The sequence below is a fragment of the Ruegeria sp. I1 genome (genome assembly GCF_056532675.1).
In genome coordinates, this window is sequence record NZ_JBQFNM010000009.1 from 67,950 (window position 1) to 90,947 (window position 22,998).

At 59.0% G+C, this 22,998-nt stretch carries 24 protein-coding genes; 5 read left to right on the forward strand and 19 right to left on the reverse strand.

The window, feature by feature from the left end; genetic code table 11:
* Positions 1 to 20: 20 nt before the first annotated feature.
* Positions 21 to 893, reverse strand: a complete 873-nt coding sequence (gene dapA / locus ACR0DH_RS16150) for a 4-hydroxy-tetrahydrodipicolinate synthase (RefSeq protein WP_480550774.1) — start codon at positions 891 to 893, stop codon at positions 21 to 23.
* Between the two features lie 135 nt (positions 894 to 1,028).
* Between dapA and ACR0DH_RS16155 the strand changes: the two genes are divergently transcribed.
* A complete protein-coding gene (locus tag ACR0DH_RS16155) occupies positions 1,029 to 3,002 on the forward strand; it encodes a lytic transglycosylase domain-containing protein (RefSeq protein ID WP_480550772.1) in 1,974 nt (657 codons plus the stop codon).
* Here ACR0DH_RS16155 and ACR0DH_RS16160 read toward each other — a convergent pair.
* Together ACR0DH_RS16160 and mnmC2 are read right to left on the reverse strand one after the other, a co-directional pair.
* The gene (locus ACR0DH_RS16160; protein ID WP_480550770.1) at positions 2,976 to 3,845 is read right to left on the reverse strand and encodes a DMT family transporter; all 870 of its coding nucleotides are present in this window, start codon (positions 3,843 to 3,845) and stop codon (positions 2,976 to 2,978) included. The genes ACR0DH_RS16155 and ACR0DH_RS16160 overlap by 27 nt on opposite strands.
* A complete protein-coding gene (gene mnmC2, locus ACR0DH_RS16165) occupies positions 3,842 to 4,507 on the reverse strand; it encodes a tRNA (5-methylaminomethyl-2-thiouridine)(34)-methyltransferase MnmC2 (protein WP_480550768.1) in 666 nt (221 codons plus the stop codon). The genes ACR0DH_RS16160 and mnmC2 overlap by 4 nt, the downstream gene beginning before the upstream one ends.
* 55 nt (positions 4,508 to 4,562) lie before the next feature.
* Between mnmC2 and ACR0DH_RS16170 the strand changes: the two genes are divergently transcribed.
* Positions 4,563 to 5,597, forward strand: coding sequence for an NAD(P)/FAD-dependent oxidoreductase (locus ACR0DH_RS16170; RefSeq protein WP_480550766.1), 1,035 nt, complete (start codon positions 4,563 to 4,565; stop codon positions 5,595 to 5,597).
* 7 nt (positions 5,598 to 5,604) lie between these two features.
* On the opposite strand, the gene ACR0DH_RS16175 is transcribed toward ACR0DH_RS16170, so the two are convergent.
* From ACR0DH_RS16175 to ACR0DH_RS16185, 3 genes are all read right to left on the reverse strand, one after another.
* A complete protein-coding gene (locus ACR0DH_RS16175; protein WP_480550764.1) occupies positions 5,605 to 6,144 on the reverse strand; it encodes an NADPH-dependent FMN reductase in 540 nt (179 codons plus the stop codon).
* An 87-nt stretch (positions 6,145 to 6,231) separates the two neighbouring features.
* Complete coding sequence (locus ACR0DH_RS16180; RefSeq protein ID WP_480550762.1) at positions 6,232 to 6,903, reverse strand: YiaD family glycine zipper/OmpA-like lipoprotein; 672 nt, start codon at positions 6,901 to 6,903, stop codon at positions 6,232 to 6,234.
* 130 nt (positions 6,904 to 7,033) lie between these two features.
* On the reverse strand, positions 7,034 to 7,729 hold the full coding sequence (locus ACR0DH_RS16185; RefSeq protein WP_480550760.1) for a helix-turn-helix transcriptional regulator: 696 nt from the start codon (positions 7,727 to 7,729) through the stop codon (positions 7,034 to 7,036).
* Positions 7,730 to 7,833: 104 nt separating this feature from the next.
* Between ACR0DH_RS16185 and ACR0DH_RS16190 the strand changes: the two genes are divergently transcribed.
* Positions 7,834 to 8,025, forward strand: coding sequence for a hypothetical protein (locus tag ACR0DH_RS16190; RefSeq protein WP_480550758.1), 192 nt, complete (start codon positions 7,834 to 7,836; stop codon positions 8,023 to 8,025).
* A gap of 2 nt (positions 8,026 to 8,027) precedes the next feature.
* On the opposite strand, the gene ACR0DH_RS16195 is transcribed toward ACR0DH_RS16190, so the two are convergent.
* On the reverse strand, positions 8,028 to 8,675 hold the full coding sequence (locus ACR0DH_RS16195) for an RluA family pseudouridine synthase (protein WP_480550756.1): 648 nt from the start codon (positions 8,673 to 8,675) through the stop codon (positions 8,028 to 8,030).
* A gap of 97 nt (positions 8,676 to 8,772) precedes the next feature.
* On the opposite strand from ACR0DH_RS16195, the gene ACR0DH_RS16200 reads away from it, so the two are divergent.
* Positions 8,773 to 9,183 carry a nuclear transport factor 2 family protein gene (locus tag ACR0DH_RS16200; protein ID WP_480550754.1) on the forward strand — a complete coding sequence of 137 codons (411 nt, stop codon included), beginning with the start codon at positions 8,773 to 8,775 and terminating at the stop codon, positions 9,181 to 9,183.
* Between the two features lie 2 nt (positions 9,184 to 9,185).
* Positions 9,186 to 9,896, forward strand: coding sequence for an SGNH/GDSL hydrolase family protein (locus ACR0DH_RS16205; protein ID WP_480550752.1), 711 nt, complete (start codon positions 9,186 to 9,188; stop codon positions 9,894 to 9,896).
* Here the strand turns inward: ACR0DH_RS16205 and rarD are convergent.
* From rarD to ACR0DH_RS16265, 12 genes are all read right to left on the reverse strand, one after another.
* Entirely contained in the window at positions 9,887 to 10,792 is a 906-nt protein-coding gene (gene rarD, locus ACR0DH_RS16210; RefSeq protein WP_480550750.1) for an EamA family transporter RarD, read from the reverse strand. The two genes, ACR0DH_RS16205 and rarD, sit on opposite strands and share 10 nt — an antisense overlap.
* Positions 10,793 to 11,056: 264 nt before the next feature.
* Positions 11,057 to 13,510 (reverse strand): GcvT family protein, encoded by a 2,454-nt coding sequence (locus ACR0DH_RS16215; RefSeq protein ID WP_480550748.1) that lies wholly within the window; start codon positions 13,508 to 13,510, stop codon positions 11,057 to 11,059.
* 89 nt (positions 13,511 to 13,599) lie between these two features.
* Complete coding sequence (locus tag ACR0DH_RS16220; RefSeq protein WP_480550746.1) at positions 13,600 to 14,583, reverse strand: GlxA family transcriptional regulator; 984 nt, start codon at positions 14,581 to 14,583, stop codon at positions 13,600 to 13,602.
* A gap of 17 nt (positions 14,584 to 14,600) precedes the next feature.
* Positions 14,601 to 15,494: a homocysteine S-methyltransferase family protein gene (locus ACR0DH_RS16225; protein WP_480550744.1), complete on the reverse strand. Its 894-nt coding sequence runs from the start codon at positions 15,492 to 15,494 to the stop codon at positions 14,601 to 14,603.
* Positions 15,495 to 15,506: 12 nt separating this feature from the next.
* The gene (locus ACR0DH_RS16230) at positions 15,507 to 16,559 is read right to left on the reverse strand and encodes an alcohol dehydrogenase family protein (protein ID WP_480550742.1); all 1,053 of its coding nucleotides are present in this window, start codon (positions 16,557 to 16,559) and stop codon (positions 15,507 to 15,509) included.
* Positions 16,560 to 16,571: 12 nt separating this feature from the next.
* Complete coding sequence (locus tag ACR0DH_RS16235; RefSeq protein WP_480550740.1) at positions 16,572 to 17,048, reverse strand: cupin domain-containing protein; 477 nt, start codon at positions 17,046 to 17,048, stop codon at positions 16,572 to 16,574.
* A 20-nt stretch (positions 17,049 to 17,068) separates the two neighbouring features.
* Positions 17,069 to 19,516 (reverse strand): GcvT family protein, encoded by a 2,448-nt coding sequence (locus tag ACR0DH_RS16240; RefSeq protein ID WP_480550738.1) that lies wholly within the window; start codon positions 19,514 to 19,516, stop codon positions 17,069 to 17,071.
* Positions 19,517 to 19,531: 15 nt separating this feature from the next.
* Entirely contained in the window at positions 19,532 to 19,912 is a 381-nt protein-coding gene (locus tag ACR0DH_RS16245; RefSeq protein ID WP_480550736.1) for a GFA family protein, read from the reverse strand.
* A 4-nt stretch (positions 19,913 to 19,916) separates the two neighbouring features.
* On the reverse strand, positions 19,917 to 20,540 hold the full coding sequence (locus ACR0DH_RS16250) for a LysE family translocator (RefSeq protein ID WP_480550734.1): 624 nt from the start codon (positions 20,538 to 20,540) through the stop codon (positions 19,917 to 19,919).
* Positions 20,540 to 21,109, reverse strand: coding sequence for a helix-turn-helix domain-containing protein (locus tag ACR0DH_RS16255; protein ID WP_480550733.1), 570 nt, complete (start codon positions 21,107 to 21,109; stop codon positions 20,540 to 20,542). Before ACR0DH_RS16255 ends, ACR0DH_RS16250 begins: the two co-directional genes overlap by 1 nt.
* A 125-nt stretch (positions 21,110 to 21,234) precedes the next feature.
* Positions 21,235 to 21,687 carry a GAF domain-containing protein gene (locus ACR0DH_RS16260; protein WP_480550731.1) on the reverse strand — a complete coding sequence of 151 codons (453 nt, stop codon included), beginning with the start codon at positions 21,685 to 21,687 and terminating at the stop codon, positions 21,235 to 21,237.
* Between the two features lie 71 nt (positions 21,688 to 21,758).
* Positions 21,759 to 22,931 carry an acetyl-CoA C-acyltransferase gene (locus ACR0DH_RS16265; RefSeq protein ID WP_480550729.1) on the reverse strand — a complete coding sequence of 391 codons (1,173 nt, stop codon included), beginning with the start codon at positions 22,929 to 22,931 and terminating at the stop codon, positions 21,759 to 21,761.
* Between the last annotated feature and the right edge of the window lie 67 nt (positions 22,932 to 22,998).

Here is a 22,998-nt window from a genome sequence, read left to right on the forward strand (position 1 = left end):
TTGCTTGGATTTGTTTAGGCTCAGATCAGACCCGCATGGGCCATGGCCGCATCAATGGCGGCTTTGGTGCTGTCTTCCAAGCTGGTCAGCGGCAGGCGCACCTCAGCGCTGCAGCGGGCCAATTTGCTAAGCGCGTATTTGGCACCCACAAGGCCGGGCTCGATAAAAAGAGCCTCGTGCAAGGGCATCAACCGATCCTGATAGGCCAATGCTGTTGCGTAGTCGCCTGACAATGTCGCCTGTTGGAATTCAGCGCAGAGTTTCGGGGCCACATTGGCCGTGACCGAGATGCACCCGATACCGCCATGGGCGTTGAAGCCTAAAGCCGTCGCATCTTCCCCAGACAGTTGGCAAAAGTCGGCACCGCAGCTTGCACGCTGTTGGCTGACCCGCGCCAGATCGCCAGTGGCGTCTTTTACCCCAACAATACGTGGCAGTTTGGCCAGTTCACCCATCGTGGCGGGCGTCATGTCGATGATCGAGCGACCAGGGATGTTGTAGATGATGATCGGAATGTCGGCACAGTCGTGCAACGCGGCAAAATGTTCAAACAGGCCACGCTGAGTCGGCTTGTTGTAGTAGGGCGTCACAACAAGTGCGGCATCCGCGCCGACTTTCTTAGCGAATTGCACAAAGCGCACTGCTTCAACCGTGTTGTTCGAACCCGCACCGGCAATCACCGGCACACGACCTGCGGCGGCTTTGACCACTTCTTCCACGACTGTCTCATGTTCATCATGGCTGAGGGTCGGGCTTTCCCCGGTGGTGCCCACGGGGACCAGCCCGGTAGAGCCGGATTCGATCTGCCATTCGACAAGGTGTTTGAGCGTATCCAAGTCCAACGCGCCGTTTGTGAACGGGGTGACGAGGGCGGGCATAGAGCCTTTGAACATGACACGCTCCTTAAGGTGCAGTTTCCGTGTTTTTTACACCGCGGGCCATCACGATTTAGGCTTTGTGAGTTGATCCCGGCGATGCAAGGTTTATCCTCACAGGCTCTATCCTTGGTTGGTTGGGAAATGCAAGGCATGACACGCGTTCTGGGCCTGATGATGGCCGTGATTCTGTATTCCGCTTTAACGCCACAACCCGCGCAGGCGGATGCTGCTGCCGATTTGCGTGCCGGGTTAAGCGAGATGCGCAAGGGTGACTGGAACGAGGCACTGCGCGTGTCTGGGCAGCGCGGATCGGTTTCGCGCGATATCATCGTGTGGGAATGGCTGCGGCAGGGCTTTGGCAGCTCGGGCGATGTGCTGGTGTTTCTGGATCGCCGTCCGGACTGGCCCGGCCTGGCCTGGCTGCGCCGCAAAAGCGAGCCGTCTTTTACCGGCGCAGACCCCGATCGCGTGCTGAAGTTCTACACAGATGTGCCGCCGCAAACGGCGGAGGGTGCGTTGAATTACGCCGTCGCCCTGATGGCAAAAGGACAACAGGGTGAGGCACAGGCGGATATCGTCACAGCCTGGCGCACCATGCCCATGGGCACGGGGTTGCAGAAAGATTACGTCGAGAATTTTGGCAAGTTGCTGAAACCCCATCACGCAGCGCGGTTGGACCGGATGTTATGGGATGGCCATCTGGTGAGTGCATCCCAGATGTTACCACTGGTGGGCGCGGATGATCGCAAACTGGCCGAAGCACGGATTGCGTTGCAAAAGCGTCTACCTGGCGTCGATACAAAGGTGGCGGCAGTGCCAAAGTCGGTCGCGGATGCCCCGGGTCTTGCCTTTGACCGTTTCGTCTGGCGCGACAGAAAAGAACTGGACGACAGCGCCGTTGATCTGATGCTGGCCCGGTCGACCAGCCCGGAGGCCTTAGGCGAGCCTGACAAATGGGCCGAAGGACGGCGCAGGTTGGCACGGCTGGAGATGCGGCAAGGCCGACCGGCGCGGGCCTACAAGGTTGCCTCAACCCATCATATGACGCCCGAAATGGGCTATGCCTATGCTGATCTGGAATGGCTGTCAGGTTTTCTGGCCCTACGCAGGTTGAACGATCCAGCCACTGCTGTGCGTCATTTCCAGAATTTCTCGGACGCCGTGCAATCCCCGATCTCGAAAGGTCGCGGGGGATATTGGCTGGGCCGCGCTTATGCGGCGCAGGGTGAGGCAGAAAAGGCTTATGAGGCTTACGCCATCGGGGCGGACAATCAGACCTCGTTTTACGGGTTGCTGGCGGCTGAACAGATCGGACGCCCGTTTGATCCTGAATTGGCCACACCCCGCCGTGCGCCGCATTGGCGGCAGGCGGATTTCACCAATTCCAGTGTTCTGGAAGCCGGGCTGCTGTTGTTGAAAGCAGGCGAGGATAATCTGTCCGAGCGGTTTCTGACGCACCTGGTCGAAGGCCTTGATCCGGTTCAGGCCGCTCAGTTGGGCGATCTGGCGATCGAGCTGAACGAACCGCATCTGGCGGTCATGATTGCCAAACGGGCAGCCACCACCGGAACCGTTCTGCCTGCGGCCTACTATCCGGTGCACCCTGTGGCCGATATGGGCCTGCCCATGGCGAAGGAAATGACACTGGCGATCGCACGACGCGAAAGCGAGTTTGATCCGGTTGTGATCAGCGGTGCAGGCGCGCGCGGTCTGATGCAGGTGATGCCAGCCACGGCGAAACTGGTGGCGCAGGAGCTAGGTATCCTCAGCGGTCATCAGACCGGACGCTTGACCTCAGACTGGCAGTATAACGCCAAGCTCGGGGCCAACTACCTGTCAGGGCTGGCAGCTGATTTCAACGGCAACGTAGTCATGATGGCGGCCGGGTACAATGCCGGGCCACGGCGGCCAATTTCTTGGATGGAACGCTATGGCGACCCACGCCGGGGGCAGGTTGATGTGGTCGATTGGATCGAGACCATCCCTTTTAGCGAAACCCGCAACTATGTGATGCGCGTGGCAGAAAGCCTTCCGGTTTACCGCGCGCGTCTGGGCCAACCAGCCCTGCCAATCCCCTTTTCGCAAGAGTTGACGGGCTCAACCCTGGCTGCGTTCGCGCCATAGGGTGAAAAGGCCCGCGGCCACAACAACCGCCGCCCCGACAACCACCTCGGGGCGCAGCACTTCACCAAAGACCGAAATGCCCAGGATCGCGCTCCAGACCAGGTGGAAATAGGCAAAGGGTTGAACGGCGCTGGCCTCGGCCATCTCATAGCACTTGATCAGCAGCCAATGCCCAAGCGCCCCGCTGACGCACAACACCGCCATCCAACCCCAATCGCCTTGCGCCATGGGTTCCCAGAACCACATGCCAACAAGCGTCATGGCGACCGCACCGGATACACCGGTCCAGAAAAAGCTGGTGGCCGTACTGTCCTGACGCGCGGCATAGCGGGTCAGCAAGCCGTAAAGCGCGAACATCAGGGCTGAGATCAACGGAATGATGGCCCAAGGATTAAAGACTCCGACCCCCGGCTGTAGGATGATCAAAACACCAACACAGCCCACACCAATCGCCGTCCACCTACGCCATCCGACCCTTTCACCCAACACCGGGCCGCTCAGTGCCGCAACGAGCAGCGGATAGCAGATAAAGACAGCCATGCTGTCGATCAGACCCAGAATCGTAAAGCTGAATACGGCAACGCAGATTTCAGCCGCCAGCAAGACGCCCCGAAAGATCTGCAATCCGAGTTGGTTGGTCCGGGTCGTTGCCCTCAACCCGCCGGGCGCGCGCGCAGCCAAGGCGATCACGAAGGCCGCAAAGAACCAGTAGCGGATCATCACGACCATGTACGTATTATAGGACTCGGCCAGATGACGAGAGATTCCGTCCTGCAAGGCAAAGACGATTGTCGCGCCAATCATCAACGCAACGCCCGCGCGCGTATTGTTCTGCTGTGTCATGCTTTGACCGCCCGTGTCATATGACGTTTGCGGCCATAGCCGGGGGTTCTGGTCACTTGGAATCCCGCCTCTTCCAATCCGCGCCGCACGAAACCGGCGGCGGTATAGGTGGCCGCCGTACCCCCTTGAACCGTGTGATCTGCGACCTGCTGCATCAGGTCTGCACCCCAAAGCTGGGGGTTCTTGGCGGGTGAGAACCCGTCCAGGAACCAAGCATCTGCCTGCCCCTGCCAATTCTGTAATGTCTGGCGTGCGTCGCCTTCGATGACAGTTAGCGCCAGCGTATCGAGAACGCACTGTTTCCCTGTCCACTTCTCCAGAAATCGATCCACCCATGGCGCCAATTCAGGGAATGCAGCCAAAGCGCGCCGGATATCCGCCGTATCCATTGGAAAGGCTTCGAAGCTGGTGAACTGCAGCGGGGTCGTTTGGCCAACCTGTTCCCATGCAGACCACGCGGTGAGCATATTCAGCCCGGTGCCGAAGCCCAGCTCTGCAATGTGAAAACCGGGGGCAAATCGCGCAGTCAGGTCGTTGCCCTCAAGAAAAACATGCCGCGTCTCCTCAACCCCGTTTTGCAACGAGTAGTAAGGGTCGTCGAAGCGATCCGAGACGGGTATCTGATCCTCGGTCCACGTGACCTCGGCGCGCTGGTCTGCCATCGGGGAATCCTGTAGCTAAGCGGCGCGACACTGAACAAGGAAAAGGAGTTTGGCAATGGTCGATGTTACCGTCAAAGGCGCCGGGATTTTCGGCTTGTCGATCGCCTGGACCTGCGCGCAGCGCGGCGCGAAGGTGCGCATCATCGACCCCTTTGGGCCGGGCGCTGGCTCCAGCGGCGGTCTGGTCGGCGCTTTGGCCCCGCATGTGCCTGAAAACTGGAACGCCAAGAAGGCCTTTCAGTTCGACAGCCTGATCATGGCCGAACCGTTCTGGGCTCAGGTCGAGGCCGTCGGCGGTGTCTCTGCCGGGTACGGGCGTTTAGGTCGCATCCAGCCGATTGCCGACCCGCGCAGCCTCGATCTGGCGCGCGCGCGTGAACACACCGCGCAAGAGCTGTGGCAAGGCCGTGCCGAATGGCGGGTAATCGAGGTGGCCGAGGCCGGATCATGGTGCCCGCCCAGCCCGACCGGCTATGTCATTCATGACACGCTAACCGCCCGCATGCACCCGCGCCGCGCTTGCGCCGCGCTGGTCGCGGCTTTGGCGGTTATGGGGGTAAAGTTGGTCACTGACGCACCCGATGCAGGTCGGGTTGTACACGCCACCGGACTGGCCGGTCTGAAAGAGCTAAACGAAGCCTACGGCAAAACTGTCGGCAATGGCGTGAAAGGTCAGGCGGCGCTATTGCGGTTTGATGCGGGCGCGGTACCGCAACTGTTTGCAGATGCGATCCATATCGTTCCCCATGCCGACGGGACGCTGGCCATCGGCTCGACCTCGGAACGCGACTATGACGATCCCGCCAGCATCGACAGCGCGCTGGACGATGTGATCGAGCGTGCGATGCAGGCGGTTCCGCTGCTGCACGGGGCCGAAGTGATCGAGCGGTGGGCCGGTGTCCGTCCGCGCAGCAAAAGCCGCGCGCCGATGCTGGGCGAACACCCCCTGCACACAGGTCAGTTCATCGCCAATGGCGGATTCAAGATCGGTTTTGGCATGGCCCCGAGAATTGCCGAAGTCATGGCCGATCTTATGCTGGATGGGCGGGATACGATCCCGGATGATTTCCGGCCCGAAGCCTCGCTTTGACCCGACTCTATGCGCTCAGGTTCCGCAGCTTCTGCATCAATGTCCCCAGCGTCTGCTCATAGCGCGCACTGGTCAACCTGCCCTGGTCATCAAACTCGTTCGAACTGTTGGCCAGGTGGATTTCCGGACCCTGCAAAATCAGCGGCTGGAACGGTACCATATAGGCCCGCAGGATCATCTGGGCCCGTTCACCCCCTGCACGACCCGCAGCGGCCGACATAACCGCAACAGGCTTGTCGGCCCATGGGTTGCCTTCGGTCCGGCTGACCCAGTCCAGCGCATTTTTCAGAACACCGGAGGGACCCTTGTTGTATTCCGGGGTCGAGATGATCACCGCATCTGCTTGCTCGATCTGAGCCCGCAGGGTCTGAACAACGGCAGGAATGCCTTCGACTTCCTCCAGATCGCCATCATAAAGCGGCAGGTTCAGGTCGGCCTCGACAAACTCGGCGGGATCAAAAAGCCGAGCAGCCTCACGCAGCAATTTGCGGTTGGTCGCGCTTTGGCGCAGGGACCCAGACAGGCCCAGTAGGATCGGTTTGGACATCAGGGGAAACTCCGTTTCGTTGTTTCCCCATAGTTAGACCGGGACAGGCGCGATCCAAACCCCATTCCGTGCACAGGCCCTGCGCGATCAGGCGTTTCCGCTGGGAACGATCACGATCTCAACCCGACGGTTCTGCGCTTTGCCCGCCGGTGTCAGGTTCGACGCAATTGGATTGTTTTCGCCCTGTCCGATGGTTGTGATGCGGTTGAAGCCGACGCCGTTGGCTTGCAGAATGTCCGCGACCGCATTCGCACGACGGACCGAGAGGCCCTGATTGTACGCGGCATCGCCATCGCTATCGGTATGGCCGATGATCTGCACATTCGAGTTCGGGTAGTTCACAAGGTTCTGACCGACCTTCACCAGGTCCGAGCGCAAGGCCGGGCGCACAGTGGCGCTGTCAGTGTCAAAGGTAATGTCGTTTGGCACGGTTACGATCAGGCGATCCCCGGCATTCACAATTGTGATGCCATCGTTGGCCAGCTGCTGGCGCAGTTCGGCTGCCTGACGGTCAAGCTGATTGCCGATCAGGCCGCCACCCGCCGCACCAATTGCGCCGCCCGCCAACGCGCCCAGTAACGGGTCCGAGTCATTGGCAATCGCGCCAACACCCGCTCCGACCAATCCACCAATCAGCGCGCCCTGCTTGGTATTCTGATTGGGATCACTGGGCAGATTCAACGTACCCGGATCAGTACATGCTGCAAGCGCCAGGGCCGAGCCCAGCCCGGTTGCCACAAAAAACTTGGAAATCGTCATGATATCACCTTCTGCTCCGGCCCCCGGTTTGTTCGGGTTTGCCTCGTTCAACCCGTTATATCATGGGGACTAGGTAAAGGCTCAAGCAACAATGCGGTGAAGTCGGCGAATACCTGCCCAACCGCACCGATCAAGCGGTTTCGACATGGCTGTCCCAACGGGTCTGTTCCTGCCAGAGAGTACGCAGGGATTCGCCCTGCCCGCAAAAGCTCTCGTTTATGCTTTCACTGGCCCAGATACGGTCCGTTCGAAAATGGCGAAACCCACTTCGCAGCTCGCACCATGCTGCCAGCATCGTGCATTCGATATGGTAGATCAACGCGACGGGGCGGACGATGCGAATGGTGCGTTCCTCTGCCCCATTCACATAAGTAATGCGGATTTTCTGTTCGCTGCGAATGGCCTCTCGATAGCTGGCAACAGGCACGCAGCCTTTGGCCGGATCATCCGGCGGCGTTCCCCAGGTCGAGACCCGCAGCCAGCGTCTGGGCGTGTCGTGCAGCGCGTCGATCTTGCGGCAGATACGGCGGGCAGCTTCCTGCAACTCGCTGTCTCCGGTGCGCGCCAAAAGCGACAGCCCCACCCAAAGGGCCTCAACCTCCTCCGCATCGAAATTCAGCGGCGGCAAATCGTACCCCCGGCGCATAAGATACCCGATCCCCGCCTCTCCTTCGATGGGGGTGCGCTGCGCCTGCAGTGCCGCGATGTCCCGGTAAACCGTGCGCGCCGATACTTCGAGCTTGGCCGCCAATGCCTCAGCCGTCACCGGCGCGTCGGCAGCACGCAATATCTGGATGATTTCGAACAACCGGGTCGAACGGCGCATGTTTTTCTCCCTCAACGCTACTGACACATTAGCACGCCCCACTGACAAGGGGGTGTCAGGAGTGATGGGCGAAGCTGGAACAGTCCCGAAAAAGGAGTGATGGCATGCCCTATCTCGACAACCACGTCATGATGACCCTGAAACTTGGCCGCTGGTCACAAGACCACACGCTGCGCGCCTTTGAGATTGAACGCGAACTTGCGCAGGCAAGACAGCCTTGCCAAGCCAACACAAAAAAACGCGCGCGCCGCTTTTCGCTTGGCAATCTGAAGACGCTGTGGACCAGCATCGCGTGAATTCAGAAATCCGCCGGCGCCCTGAATTTCATGGAAACCCCGCCTTCGGGGTTTTTCAGACGCAGTTCCTCGGAATGCAACATCAGGCGCGGGAAATCGCGCGCAGGGCCTTCGGCATAAAACGGGTCACCCAAAATCGGGTGACCCAGCGCCAGCATATGAACTCGCAGCTGGTGTGACCGCCCGGTCTTGGGAAACAGGCGCATACGGGTACTCTCACCCTCGTGTTTAACGACACGCCAGTCGGTCACCGCCGGTTTGCCGGTTTCATGACATACCATCTGACGCGGGCGGTTGGGCCAGTCGACGATCAGCGGCAGATCAACGGTTCCGGTCTTGTCTTTGACCCGACCCCAAACGCGCGCAACATAAGTTTTTCGCGTCTGACGTTTTTCGAACTGCATGCTCAGATGCCGTTGCGCATGAGGGGTCTGGGCGAACACCATGACGCCCGAGGTATCCCGATCCAGCCGATGCACCAGTAAGGCCTGCGGAAACGCAGCCTGCACACGGGTCAACAAACAATCCGCCAGATGATCACCCTTGCCCGGAACCGACAGCAGCCCCGAAGGTTTGTTGACGACGATCAACTGCGCATCTTCATGCAGCACATCCAGCGGTGTATTTGGGGGATCATAGGCCTCGGTCATGCGCGCCTGCCTAACGCAGGGCGCACGCTACCGCAACGTCGTCCTTGCGTGCCACACGGTGTTCGTGAACCCTTGGACCCAGCAAGGGAGAGAGGCCATGCATCCAACAATCGACCACATGCAACAAGTTGTCGCCAAAGGGGACGAGGCGCAGATCCGCCCGCTTTTGGCTGAAGATGTCCGCTTTATGCCCCCGACCTATTTCAGCACATGGACAGGACGAGAGCCTGTAGCGGCTGTCCTGGGCCACGTGGGGCAGGTATTTTCCGACTTTCGCTATCGCCGGATCATGGGCAGCGGCTGCGACTGGGCTTTAGAGTTTCAGTGCAAGGTCGGTGATCTGGACGCCGTTGGCGTGGATCTGATCACGCTGAACGATGACGGCCTGATACAGGAATTCGAGGTTGTCATGCGCCCCTACAAAACCATCGGCGCCCTGCGCGAGGCGATGATGGCCCGCGTCTCACGCGATCCGCGCTTTCTGGACTTCAAATCCGCACTCAGCTGACAATGCCGGTCCCAATTGCCTCCGATCAGATCGTCCGCGTGCCATTGGCCCCGGTTCTTGCACTACAGGGTCTGGCGGTGCGTCGCAGGGTTCAAATGCTGCCGGAACCCGCTGGCCCGCGCCAGGGGCAAATCGGTCGTGGGCCCCGGCTGCGCCTGTTGATCACGGGTGACAGTTCTGCCGCAGGCGTCGGCGCAGGCAGGCAAGATCAGGCCCTTTCCGGCCATTTGCTGCATCACCTGTCCAAGCGTCACGCGGTCGAATGGCGGCTAGAGGCCACCACCGGGCATACAACTCAGGACACCCTGAACAGGCTGTCGCAGCTAGGCGGCACATATGACGCTGTTGTCACTGCACTGGGGGTGAATGATGTGACCCGTGGTGTTACACTAAAACGTTTCTTCGAACGCCAGACCCAATTGGCGACCCTGCTGACGCAGAAGTTTGGCGCATGTCGAGTCGTGGTTACAGCCGTCCCCCAAATGAACCGGTTTCCTGCTCTGCCGCAGCCTCTGGCATGGGTTCTGGGCCAGCAATCCGCGCGACTGGACCAGGGTTTGCAACGAGTGGCAGCTGCGTATCCAGAACTCAGGCATCTGAAACTGGATCTACCTGACGATCAAGCCCTGGTCGCGCCAGACGGCTATCATCCCAGCCCCAAGACCTATGCGATCTGGGCTGAAAGAGCAGCGAAACTTTTGCTTCAAACCTGACGTCGCGCCTGTCTGATCATCGGAATCGAATAGACAATCAGTGCCGCCCAGATCAACGGAAACGCAATCATCCGGCCACGATCAATCTGCTCTCCGAACAATGTGATCGCAGTGACGAAAATCATTGTGGGCGCGATGTATTGTAGAATACCCATTGTCGATAATCGCACCAGCTTGGCCCCGTTGGCGTAGACCAACAGAGGCACTGCGGTCACAATACCTGCACAAGACAAGAGCAAAGTGTCAGACGCAACAACTCCGAAATGGCCAGTGCCTTGCACGCCCAGCAATGTCACATAAGCCAGTGCTGGGATCAGCAGGATAAGCACTTCGAGCAGAAACCCCTGATTGGGACCAATGGGCAGAGAGCGTTTGAAAAAGGCATAAAAGCCCCAGCTGACCATCAAACCCAGTGCGGCCCAAGGCAACCGCCCGGCCTCGAACACCAAAACCAGAACACCCAGCGCGGCCAGACCAACCGCAACAAGCTGCGTTCGGTTCAGCGGCTCGCGCAGCAATATCGCGCCCAGAGCGATGCTGAACAAAGGATTGATGTAGTACCCCAGCGCGGCGTCCAGCGCATGCCCGGTTGAAATCGCCCAAACGTAAATCGCCCAGTTCACTGAAATCAGCGCAGCCGTGACCGCCGCCATCCCCAGCATCTTAGGATTGCCAAGGGCTGCTTTCAGATCCCCCGTACGCCCCAGAAGGATCAACAACAGGCCCGCAACCGGCACCGACCAAATCACACGATGCGCAACCACTTCGACCGGACCAATATGATCCATCGCTTTCATATAAAGCGGCAGGAAACCCCAAAGAACATAGGCTGTAACCGCAAGCACCAACCCCTTTGGGGTATCTACATTCTGAGGTGAAGAGGGTGCGCGTGACACAGCAAATCTCCGGTTGATACCGGACCGGTGTACGGCAATTCCCAAGTGGTTGAAAACTCCGAAATCGGTGAAGCCCAACATAACGAATAGTGATGGGTCAATGTCTGGCCCTATGCACAATTCAGTTCAAATTCTGCGAGGCTCTGCCTCGCGCTCCGAGATGTCTTTAGCCAGATGAATTCAGGATCCCGTGCTTCATCTGGCCCGAAATACCTCGGGGGGAAGTGCCCGAAGGGCGCCGGGGGCAGAGCCCGCTGATCCGTCTCAGACTTTGACGCGCTCGGATTTGGAATCATACATTGGTTTCAAGGACGCTTCGGCTTTAACCTTAACGCCACAGACATCGATCTCGTAGGTCGAGGCCAAAACATCGGCTGCTTTCTCACCTTCACAAGGAACATAACCCATGCCGATGGCACCGCCCAATGTATGGCCGTAGTTGCCCGAGCTCAGATAGCCGACATATTCGCCATCCCGCACAATCGGTTCATTATGAAATAGGAGCGGTTCGGGATCGGTCAGTTTGAACTGTACCAGACGGCTTTGGGGCCCATTTTCTTTGCGTGTGATCACGGCCTCGCGGCCAATGAAATCACAGCCCTTGTCAACCTTGACGGCAAAACCTAGCCCCGCATCAACCACATGATCTTCGCAGGTGATATCATGCCCGAAATGGCGGAAACCTTTTTCAATCCGGCAGCTGTCCATCATGTGCATGCCGCAAAGCTGCAGCCCCATATCCTGACCGGCGTCATGTAGCGTTTCGAACACATGGCCGGCCATGTCTGAGGAGACATAGATCTCCCAACCAAGCTCACCCACATAGGTCACGCGATGGGCACGGGCCAGGCCCATGCCGATTTCGATGTCCTGCGCGGTACCAAAAGGGTTGGTCGCGTTCGTGAAATCCGCCGGCGAAACTTTCTCCAGGAGCGCGCGCGCGTTCGGGCCCATCACGGCCAGCACGCCTTCGCCCGCGGTGACATCCGTGATGACCACGTTGAAATTACCCGCATGGCGCATCATCCAGGTCTGATCAGCCAGGCGGGTCGCCGCTGGGGTGACAACAAGATAGGCGGTCTCGGTTAGGCGGGTAACTGTCACGTCGGCCTCGATCCCACCCGCTCGGTTCAGGAACTGGGTGTAGACGATCTTGCCATTGGCGACCGCGTAATCGCCGCCGCCGATATAGTTCATGAACTTTTCGGCATCCGGCCCTTCAACGCGAATTTTGCCGAAGGAAGACATGTCATACATGCCGACATTTTCGCGCACGGCCCGGTGTTCGGCGGCAGAGTTTTCGAACCAATTTTGACGTTTCCAGCTGTATTGATATTCGCGTTCCTGCCCGTCATTGGCAAACCAATTGGCGCGTTCCCAACCCGCCAATTCGCCGAAAACGGCCCCTTGTTCCTTCAGTTGATGATGGAACGGCGTCCGGCGCACACCGCGCGCGGTGGCCTTTTGGCGATAGGGGTAGTGGTCGGCGTAAAGCAGGCCTAGCGTTTCTTTCGAACGCTCATACAGGTACTGTTTGTTGCCCTGAAACGGCTGCATCCGGCTGATATCCACGTCACCCAGATCAAACGGCTTTTCACCACTGTCCATCCATTCGGCCAACGCCATGCCCGCACCACCGGCGGACTGGATACCGATCGAGTTGAAACCGGCGGCAACCCAGACATTGTCCATCTCGGGCGCGAGACCCAGATGATAAGCGTCATCGGGCGTAAAGCTTTCCGGCCCGTTAAAGAAGGTATGTATGCCCGCTTCGGCCAACATCGGCATGCGTTCACAGGCCGCTTCGAGGATCGGTTCAAAGTGATCGAAATCCTCAGGCAGTTGGTCGAACTCAAAGCTGTCTGGAATGCCGCCCATGGCCCAGGGTTTGGCGTTGGGTTCAAACGCACCCAGCATCATCTTGCCCGCATCTTCCTTGTAATACGCGCATTCATCCGGCACGCGCAAAACCGGCAGCGGGGTCAGACCTTCGATGGGTTCCGAGACGATGTAGAAATGCTCGCACGCGTGCAGCGGGACGTTCACACCTGCCATCCGGCCAACTTCGTGGCCCCACATACCCGCGCAGTTCACCACCATATCACATTCGATATGGCCCGAGGCGCCGCCATCATCGGCAACCCAGTCCACACCGGTGACCGTGCGGCCTTGCTTGACGATATCAGTGACCTTCACCCGTTCTTTGACGACGCCGCCGCGCTGCCGCGCGCCCTTGGCCAATGCCAGGGCGATATTCGCAGGATCGCCCTGCCCGTCGAGTGGCAGGTAAACCGCACCTTTGACACCATCGAGGTTCAGGTGCGGATACATCTCATGCACGCGCTCGTTCGCGATTTCTTCGACCTCAACCCCAAAGGCGCGGGCCATGGCGGCCTGACGGTAAATCTCTTCCTTGCGTTCTTCGGTCAGGGCCACGGTGATGGAACCGACCCGCTTGAACCCGGTGGCAACGCCGGTTTCTTCCTCTAGCGCGCCGTAAAGCTCCTGACTATATTTCGCCAGCTTGGTCATGTTGGCGGTCGCGCGCAGCTGCGCAATCAGACCCGCCGCGTGCCATGTGGTGCCGCTGGTCAGCTGTTTGCGTTCCAGCAAGACAACATCTTTCCAGCCCTTCTTGGTCAGATGATAGGCAACCGAGCATCCGATGACACCGCCACCGATGATGACCACTTGGGCTTTGCTGGGCAGATCAATCATAGTGCAGACTCCGCTTTGTCAGGTTTTCCCCTGCATCGCATGGAAGATCGACAGAAAACCTATCAAAAACGTCAGCGGAACCACAAAAATCACCTATGCGCGATTTGCCTCTTTTGCCGCCGCATCGCGAAAGGCGTGACCCCGAAGAAGCTTCGATAGACCGATGAGAACCCGTTTGGGAATCCACAGGCAAGGCCGATCTCACGCACACTCATGGTTGTGTTCAGCAACAGGTTGTTCGCCTTGGCCAGCCGCATTTCGCGGTAAAACCCATTGGGCGTGGTGCCGAAGAAGGCTTTGAATTTCCGTTCCAGCGACCGGTTCGACAAGCCCAGCAGGTCTACGATCTCATGAATGGGCAGCGGTTCTTCGATGTTTGCCTGCATCAGCTTGATACATTGATCCAGCTTGAGGTCCCCGGTCGCCGTGGTCTTGGCACCAGAAAACGGCTGCAAGGACGAAAAATCGCGGATGTTTTCGTGCAGCATTATATCGGCAACCGTCATTTGCACAGCGCCCGAGATGTGGCGCCCGATCACCGCCAGCGCGATATCGGTCGTCGCCCCCATACCGGCGCAGGTCACCACCGCGCCACGTTCGGTTGCGATCGACAGTCTAGCCTCAAACCCTGCACCACGTTCACGCAGAAAAGATGCGTTTTCCCAATGCGTTGCCAAATCGGCTGTGCCCTGTTCGTCAATGTAACGGCTGGCGGCTTCGGCCAACAGGAACACCTGCGCGCTGCGAAAGGTATAGTCCGAAACGACACGGCCCAGCGACAGATCCGGTTGATCCGGGTTGGTATTGCCTATGACAAAAAGATACGCCGCTGTCGGGTTCGGCTTGACGGCTTTGGTCTCAACCGTTGCATCACTGCTGCTGGCAATCGGTCCGCCGCGCAGAGATCGGTAGCTGAACGAAAATCGGGGCGACGGGCAGACCCGGTTTGCGATGCGCAGCACATCCACCAAAGAGGCCAGTTCCAGCAGCACATAACCCGGCGCAACCAGTATGTCGAAATGGACAAGGTCACCGCCTTGACCGGCTGCGGCTGAAACGGGTGTTTCTGTCATTCAGCCCCGCACATTTCTCAGACGATCTTATGACCGGCAGATTTAAGGCGCTGTGCCAGTGCTTCGATATGGTCCGGGCCGATCTCACAGCATCCGCCGACAATCGTTGCGCCTTGATTGACCCAAGCCATGGCATGATCGGCATAGGCCTCGGGGCCCAGATCATGGCGCTGTTCCAGCGCATCAACAGTCGGGGCGTCTTTCAGGAACCCATCTGCGATATGGGTAAAACCATTGGCATAGGCCCCGAATGGCAGGCCCATACCGGACAGGACTTCCAACGCCGCCGGGACTGCCTCGGGTCGCGAGCAGTTGATCAGAACGGCGTCGGGGTGATGTTCGGCGACCAGTGGGGCGATATCGCGCAGCGGCTCGCCTGAGCGCAGGCGTGTTCCGTCCTCATCCATCACTGACACGGCCAGCCAGACAGGCTTGCCACAGTTGGCCGTCCCGCGCAGGGCTCCTTCGGCCTCAAGTACCGAGGACACGGTTTCATGCAGGAACAGATCCACGTCATCCGCCATCAACGCGACCAGTTCACCGAACTTTTGGGCTGCGTCGTCCGGGTTGGGCATCAGGTCGGGTCGGTATGACGCCAGCAGAGGCCCCAACGATCCAGCGACCCGCCCAACCCCGTCCGGCCGCGCGGCCTTAGCCTGGGTCACAGCGGTTTGAATCAACAACGGCAGCTGATCCTCGATCCCTTCACGCACCAGGCGCGAGCGGTGAACAGCATAGGTGTTGGTCGTGGCAACGGTTGCGCCGCGGGCAAAGTATTCGGCATGTACCTCACGGACCAGTTCGGGATGATCGATCATCACCCGCGTTGACCACAAGGGCGTCGGGCGCTTGCCGCTGCGCTTCACCAGCTCTTGCCCGATTGAGCCATCCAACAAAGTAATCTCCGCCATACCAAACCTTCCTTACGGGATCAGCACCAGTTTCCCCGGCAGCGCTTTGGACTGAAACGCCTCTTGCGCCTTGGCGATATCCTTTAAGGGATATGTTTGGGAGATCAACGGTTTGATGTGACCAACATTCATCAGTTCGACCAAGCGGCCAAAGACCTCGGGCGATTGATGCGTGCAGCCATGGATGGTGATGTCGCGCAGATAGATATCGCGCAGGTCTGCCTGTACAATCGGGCCTGCAATTGCGCCGGAGACAGCGTAGTGGCCGCCGGGTTTCAGCGCTAGGATTAGATTTGCCCATGCCGGGCCACCAACCACGTCGATCACAACATCGAACATATCGGTAGGCAGAGGCGCATCGCGGTCAAAGGTTCCGACTGCGCCCTGAGATTTCACCACCTCGGCTTTGACTTCCCCGGTAACGCCCCAGACCTGCGCGCCCCGCAGATGGGCCAGTTGCACAGCGGCCAGACCTACGCCACCCGATGCGCCGGTGATCAGGACCTTGTGACCAGCGGTGACACCCGCGCGGGTCAGCAGATTCTCAGCGGTCCCAAAGGCGCAAGGTATGGCCGCGATCTCGATATCTGACAGGGGCGAAGCGGAGACGTCATAAAGATCATCCGCCTCCACCAGACAATATTGCGCAAAGGCCCCATCAATCTCGGACCCCAGCGCGATAAACCCGTGCGGGTGACCGGGGCGCGGACGTGGCAGGTTGATCGGGCAGGTCACACGCTGCCCGGGTTTGAACCCCACATCGGAACCAACAGCTTCGACAATGCCGCACAGATCACCCCCCTGAATCCGAGGAAATTGTAACGCACCGCCCCAGCCCCCGGCTTCGACATCCTGATCGACGTCATCCGTAGCGCCGGTTACATCCGAAGAGTACCAGCCGACCCGTGTGTTGATATCCGTGTTATTGACCCCGGCAGCTGCAACGCGCACCAGAACCTGCCCCGGTCCGGGTGTTGGCACTGGAATATCCTCGCGCCATTCCAGCGCCTCGGGCCCACCATGGTGGGTCAGATAAACGCCGGACATTTTGGTTGGTATGGTCATAGGGATCGTCGCTCAATCTGCGTCGTCTGGATGGGGAGGAACGGGGCCCATCGGGACAATGTCGTAGCGGGCATTGAGTGCTGCCATCTTCGCTTCATCGGCAAAGTCAGCCTCACTCATATTCGCCATCTCAGCCAGGAAATCATCAAAGCCCGAAGGTTGGTAGATCATCAGCATCTTTGCGGGTGCATTGCCCGCTGTTCGGCACGCATGCGGCACACCGGGGGGCACGTGCATCGTTGTCCCTGCCCCGCAGCGATGCCAATCGCCATCGATGTAAAAATCAACCTCACCATCCAGAAAATAGAACGTTTCAGCGTGGGTTTCGTGTCGATGAAGGCCAAGCGCAAAGCTGGCCTTCAGATTGTCCTCCATAAGAGTATAAGCGCCATTCGTATCCTGACCGGACACTTTCACAAACGTGTGGTCGTTTTCCCAGTCATAGTTGGGGCCGTCACCAGGCCCCAGAACTGAATAGCGCTTGCTCATATGGGTCTCCTTCTTAACGATCAGGCGCGCAGCCGCTCGTTCGCCGGATCCCAGAGCGGTTGGTCCTCTTCTACCACAGCGCGGTATTTCTGGCCGTAGATTTCCACCTGAAGCTCGGTTCCAGGGTTCGCGGCGTCGGTTTTGACCATGCCCAGCGCGATGGACTTTCCGACGCGGTAGCCCCATGCGCTCGAGGTCGTCTCACCCACGATCTGATCACCTTGCCAGATGCAGGACATGTAAGGCGCATCGCAATCACCGGCTTCAACGGTCAGCGTCACAAAGGATTTCTTCACCCCTTGCTGCTTTTCGTTCAGGATCGCAGCCTTGCCGGGGAAATCCTGCGGCTTGTCCAGCTTCACGAAACGCTCCAGCCCGCCTTCAAGCAGTGAATAGTCGGTGCTCAGATCGCCCTTCCAAGCGCGGTATCCTTTCTCGATGCGCAAGGAGTTCAGGGCGTACATCCCAAACGGCTTGGCCCCGGCGTCAAGGATCGCGTCATAGATGGCTGGCATATCCGCGTTCAGGGCATGGACCTCCCAACCCAACTCTCCTGCGAAGGACACACGGATCAGATGGGCAGGGTGCCCGGCCACCGTGGCGCTTTGATGGGTCAGCCAGCCGCTGGTCAGATCGGCGTCGGTCATCCCCGCCAGTATCTCACGCGACTTGGGCCCTGTGACGATCAGCGTGTCGCGGGTTGTGGTGACGTCTTCAATCGAGACAGTCGAGGGCATCGCGCTGAACAGGATATCCCGGTCATGCCATTGCGCGGTCGCGGCAGTGATCATCACGAACTCATCCTCACCCAGACGGACACAGGACATCTCGGTCAGGATGCGACCGCGTGCATCTGCGATGTAGACCAGGTTAATACGTCCGATCTTGGGCAGACCACCGGTGACAAGGCCGCGCAGCGCCTCAGCAGCTCCCTCGCCCTTGACCATGAAGCGCGAGAAACCCGGCAGGTCCAGCACGCCACAATGGTCGCGCACAGCCTCGCATTCTTCCTTGATCCGCTGTTCCCACGGACCCGAACGACCCCAGGTATGCGTGGCCTCAAGCGAGGTATCGTCGCCCGGTTGCGCGAACCAGTTGGCGCGTTCCCAGCCGTTATAAGCCCCCATGACACCGCCTTGCGCGATGACTTTGTCATGCACCGGCGATAGTTTCTTATCGCGTGCGGCAGGCCATTCGTGATGGGGGAAGTGCATCGCGTATTCGTTGCCATACACCTCCAGCCCCTTCTGATTGCAATAGTCCTGATCGGTATAATCTGTGTAACGGCGCGGATCGACGGCCCACATATCCCATTCGGTGGCGCCATCGACGATCCATTCCGCCAGCACCTTGCCGGCCCCGCCACCCTGCGCGATGCCGAAGGTAAAGGTATGCGCCTCAAACGCATTTTTCACACCTGGCATTGGACCGATCAACGGCAGACCGTCCGGCGCGTAGGGGATCGGGCCATTGATAACGCGGCCAACGCCCGAGGTCGCCATCAGCGGCACCCGCTCCATCGCATCGGTGACAATGTCTTCGATCCGGTCCAGATCGTCGTTCCAGAGCTGGAAGCTGAAATCCTCGGGCATCGGGTCATCTTCGGTCATCCAGTGGCCCTTACAGTTGGGCTCATACGGGCCGAGGTTGAAGCCGTGCTTCTCCTGCCGCAGGTAGTAGGATACGTCCACATCCCGTAGCAGTGGCAGCTTGCCGCCATTTTCCTTGGACCATTCTTCGATTTCAGGAATCTCATCGGTCAGCAGGTACTGATGGCTCATGACCATTGCTGGAACGGTCCGACCACCAAAAGGTTTGAACCATTCACCCACGCGCTGTGCGTAGTAACCAGCAGCATTCACGACATAGTCACAAGAAATATCGCCCTGATCTGTGTGCACCGTCCAGGTGCCATCGTCGTGTTGGGTCACACCTGTCGCCGGGCAGAAGCGGATGATCTTCTGGCCCATGTCACGAGCACCTTTGGCCAGCGCCTGTGTCAGCTGGGCGGGGTCGATATCGCCATCTGTTGGGTCATACAAAACGCCTTCAAGATCATGCGTTTCCAAGAACGGGTAGCGCTCCTTGGCCTCTTCCGGGGTCCACATTTCCATCGGAATGCCCTGATACCGGCCCATCGCCAAGGCGCGTTCGAATTCCTGCATCCGCTCTTTGCTGTGCGCCAGACGGATCGAACCCGACTGGTGATAGTTCATCGGATAGTCAACCTCATCCCCCAGCCGCGCATAAAGCTCGGTCGAATACCGCTGCATGTTCATAATCGCCCACGAGGTCGAGAAGGTCGGCACGTTGCCAGCGGCATGCCAGGTCGAACCCGCGGTCAGTTCGTTTTTTTCCAGCAGAACGCAATCAGTCCAGCCTTTCTTGGCAAGATGATACAGGGACGAGGCCCCCACCACGCCGCCGCCGATGATAACCACGCGGGCTTTTGTCGGAAAATCACTCATTTCATTCAGTCCCTGTTACTGTGCCTCTTGAGGCAGATCGTCCGTAATGTCGTAGTAGTCGCCCTTGTCAGCCACGAAGATGTGGCGGGCGAGGTGCAACCCGGTGGGCCCGTCAAAGGCCCCCATGGAAATCGAAATCGTGTCCTCGTCATTGTGCTGCCAGAAGAGAAACGACCCGCATGCATTGCAGAACCCGCGACGGGCGGTATCAGAAGCTTCGAACCACTTTAGCGTGTCGCGCGCGGTGAAACTCAGATTGTCCTCATGCGTCCAGGTCGAGGCCCAGACATGCCCGGATTGCTTGCGGCACTGGCCGCAATGGCAGGCCGAGGGTGGCGACAATTCCCCGTCAATCTCAAAGACAACAGAACCGCAAAGGCAAGATCCGGAATACATGGTTTTACCCCCTTGTTACGGGCGTCGAACTGGCCCCCAGCATGACGCCATAGATGATGAAACAGGTTGCCATCACACGGCGCACCCAGACATTGAACACCGCCCCCAACGCCGCTTTGCCCATCATCGCGCCCAACAATGTGAAGCCTGTATAGCTAAGCGCGGTGATCACCAGCGCGGTGGGCATGATCACCCCCATTTGCTGCCAGACCGGCACGTCGAGCTGCACGAATTGCGAAAAGGCGGCAAGGTATCCGGCCACGCTTTTAGGATTGATCGTCGCTACGGCCAACGCGTGCAGGTATACATGGCTTGCGGGTCTTTCACTGGCTGGCGCAGGTTTTGCTGCGTTCATCCAGCCGCGTATCCCGAGCCAGATCAGAAAACCGGCCCCGATCAGTTTGGCGATGAAGAACCCGGTCGGAGAGGCAGCAATCAGCGCGGTCACACCCAGCGCCGACAGAAGAAGAAACGCGCTTGCCTGTGTCAGGATCGCAAGAACCCCCAACATGGCCTTGGGAAATGACACGCTCATCCCGTTCGAGATGCAATTGACCGCGTTCGGCCCCGGCGTCGTCACAAACACCACCCAGAACAGGGCGAATATGGTCCAGGCCTCAAAACTCATCAATACACCGGCGGGGCGATCACCCAGATGGCCACGGCAGGCTCATCATAGGGGTTCGCCCATTGATAGGGTTCATGCTTGATCCGAAAACTGTCACCCGGTTCGACGGTGTATTGACGCGCGCCGATGATCAGGTCCAGCCGGCCCGAGATCATATATCCAACTTCCTGCGTCGGTCGATTGGCAGGCTTTTGCATTCTTGATCGGGGCTCAAAGGTGGAATGGACCATTTCGAAATCGTCTGTCAGATCGGGCGACAGCAGCTCTTCAATCAACCCTTCCTCGCCCGAACCCATAGGTCGGCGTGAACCGGCACGGACCACATAACCTTGCTCTTCCGCGGGTACCGACGAATGCGCAAACAACATCGACATCGGAACACCCAGACATTCTGCGATCTGACGCAGGTCCGAGATCGACGGGTCGGACATGTCTCGCTCAACCTGGCTGAGCCACCCGACGGAGCGGTTAAGACGCTCGGCAATCTCGGACAAGGTTAATCCCCGCGCCTTGCGCAAGGCGCGCAGGTCCGCTCCGAGTGTGGCGCTTTGCGGGGCCTGACTGTTCAAAGGGCGCTCCGAATCTCGTGAAATTTACATCTCGTTTTTCACGATGGCGCAGTTCTGTGAAATTTCCAAGAGTTTTTTCACGAGCATTTAGACCGTGTTAATGTATGGATAAGCGCGCGTTAGAGTTAGCCGCCGAACGTCTGGGTCAAGATCGATGCAAGGTGATCTGCGTCGGTTTGATCAAATGCGTCTGGCTGATCACTGTCTATGTCGAACACCGCGATCACAGCACCCGTGGCGTCGCGCACAGGCAGAACCAGCTCGGAACGGGTGGACGAGGCACAGGCGATATGGCCGGGAAACGAGTCCACATCCGGCACCAGTTGCACTTGGCCTGTGCGCGCGGCGGCCCCGCAAACACCGCGCTCGAACGGGATGACCAGACAGCCATGGCCGCCTTGATAGGGACCGATCTTCAACAGGCCGGGCTCGGTCACGCGGTAGAACCCGGTCCAGTCGAAACGATCATCGGAATGATGCACCTCGCAGGCAATGGTGGCCATCAGGGAGACCTGATCTGTTTCGCCTTCTGTCAGGGACGCGATGGTTTTGGCAAGGGTATCGTAGTCGACGGTCATGACGCGCTTTCAGGTAAGGGAAACGGGGACCAGCTCCCGTACCCCCGAAGTATTTGGAAAAAGATGAAGGGTCAAACGCGTTCGATGGCGATAGCTGTGCCTTCCCCGCCGCCGATACAAATCGCTGCGATACCGCGTTTGAGGTTCCGTTTTTTCAGCGCGTTCAGCAACGTAACCATAATCCGCGCGCCCGATGCGCCAATGGGATGACCTAGCGCGCAGGCGCCGCCATTCACATTCACCTTCTCACGTGGCAATCCCATTTCATGCATGAAAGCCATGGGGACGACGGCAAAGGCTTCATTCACTTCCCATAGATCAACATCCTCGGTTGACCAACCGATCCGATCCAGCAGTTTCCGCGCTGCGGGAACCGGAGCCGTCGTGAATAGACCCGGCGCTTGCGCATGACTGGCGTGGCCCAGGATCCGCGCTCGGACAGTCAGAGATTGCGCTTCGGCCTGGGCGGCAGACGCCAGTACCAACGCGGCCGCACCATCCGAGATTGAGGAAGCGTTGGCCGCAGTGACTGTGCCATCTTTGCGGAAGGCAGGTTTAAGGGTCGGGATTTTCTCAGGCCGGGCGGATTTAGGCTGCTCATCCGTGGACTGGGTTACCTCACCCTTGCGGGTGCGCACGGATACGGGCGTGATCTCTTCGTCGAAGGCGCCGTTTTCCTGTGCAGCCAATGCGTTAGACAAAGATTGCAGGGCGTATTCGTCCTGCGCCTCGCGCGTGAATTGATAGGCCCCGGCACAGTCTTCGGCAAAGGTGCCCATCAGGCGGCCTTTGTCATAGGCGTCCTCCAGGCCATCAAGAAACATGTGATCGATAACCTGCCCATGCCCGATGCGCGCGCCCCCCCGCATTTTGGGCAGCAGATAAGGTGCGTTTGTCATGCTCTCCATTCCGCCCGCGACCATCAGGTCCGCATGGCCCAGCGCGATCTGATCAAAGGCCATCATGGCAGCTTTCATACCTGACCCGCACATCTTGTTCAGCGTTGTTGCGGGCACGTCTTCGCCCAAACCAGCTGCAAACCCGGCCTGACGCGCGGGGGCCTGCCCCTGACCCGCGGGAAGAACACAACCCATCAGAACCTCATCCACCGTCTGGGTACCTGTCTGCGCAAGAGCCGCCTGGATCGCCGTTCCACCAAGCTCCGCCGCCGAGACGCCATCAAAAATGCCCTGAAACCCACCCATCGGGGTACGAGCGGCCCCTGCGATCACAACATCTTTCATCCCGGCTTTCCTTTGTTCGATTTCCGCCCCCTGAATACCGAATGGTAAGATTTGCCGTCTAGCGTAT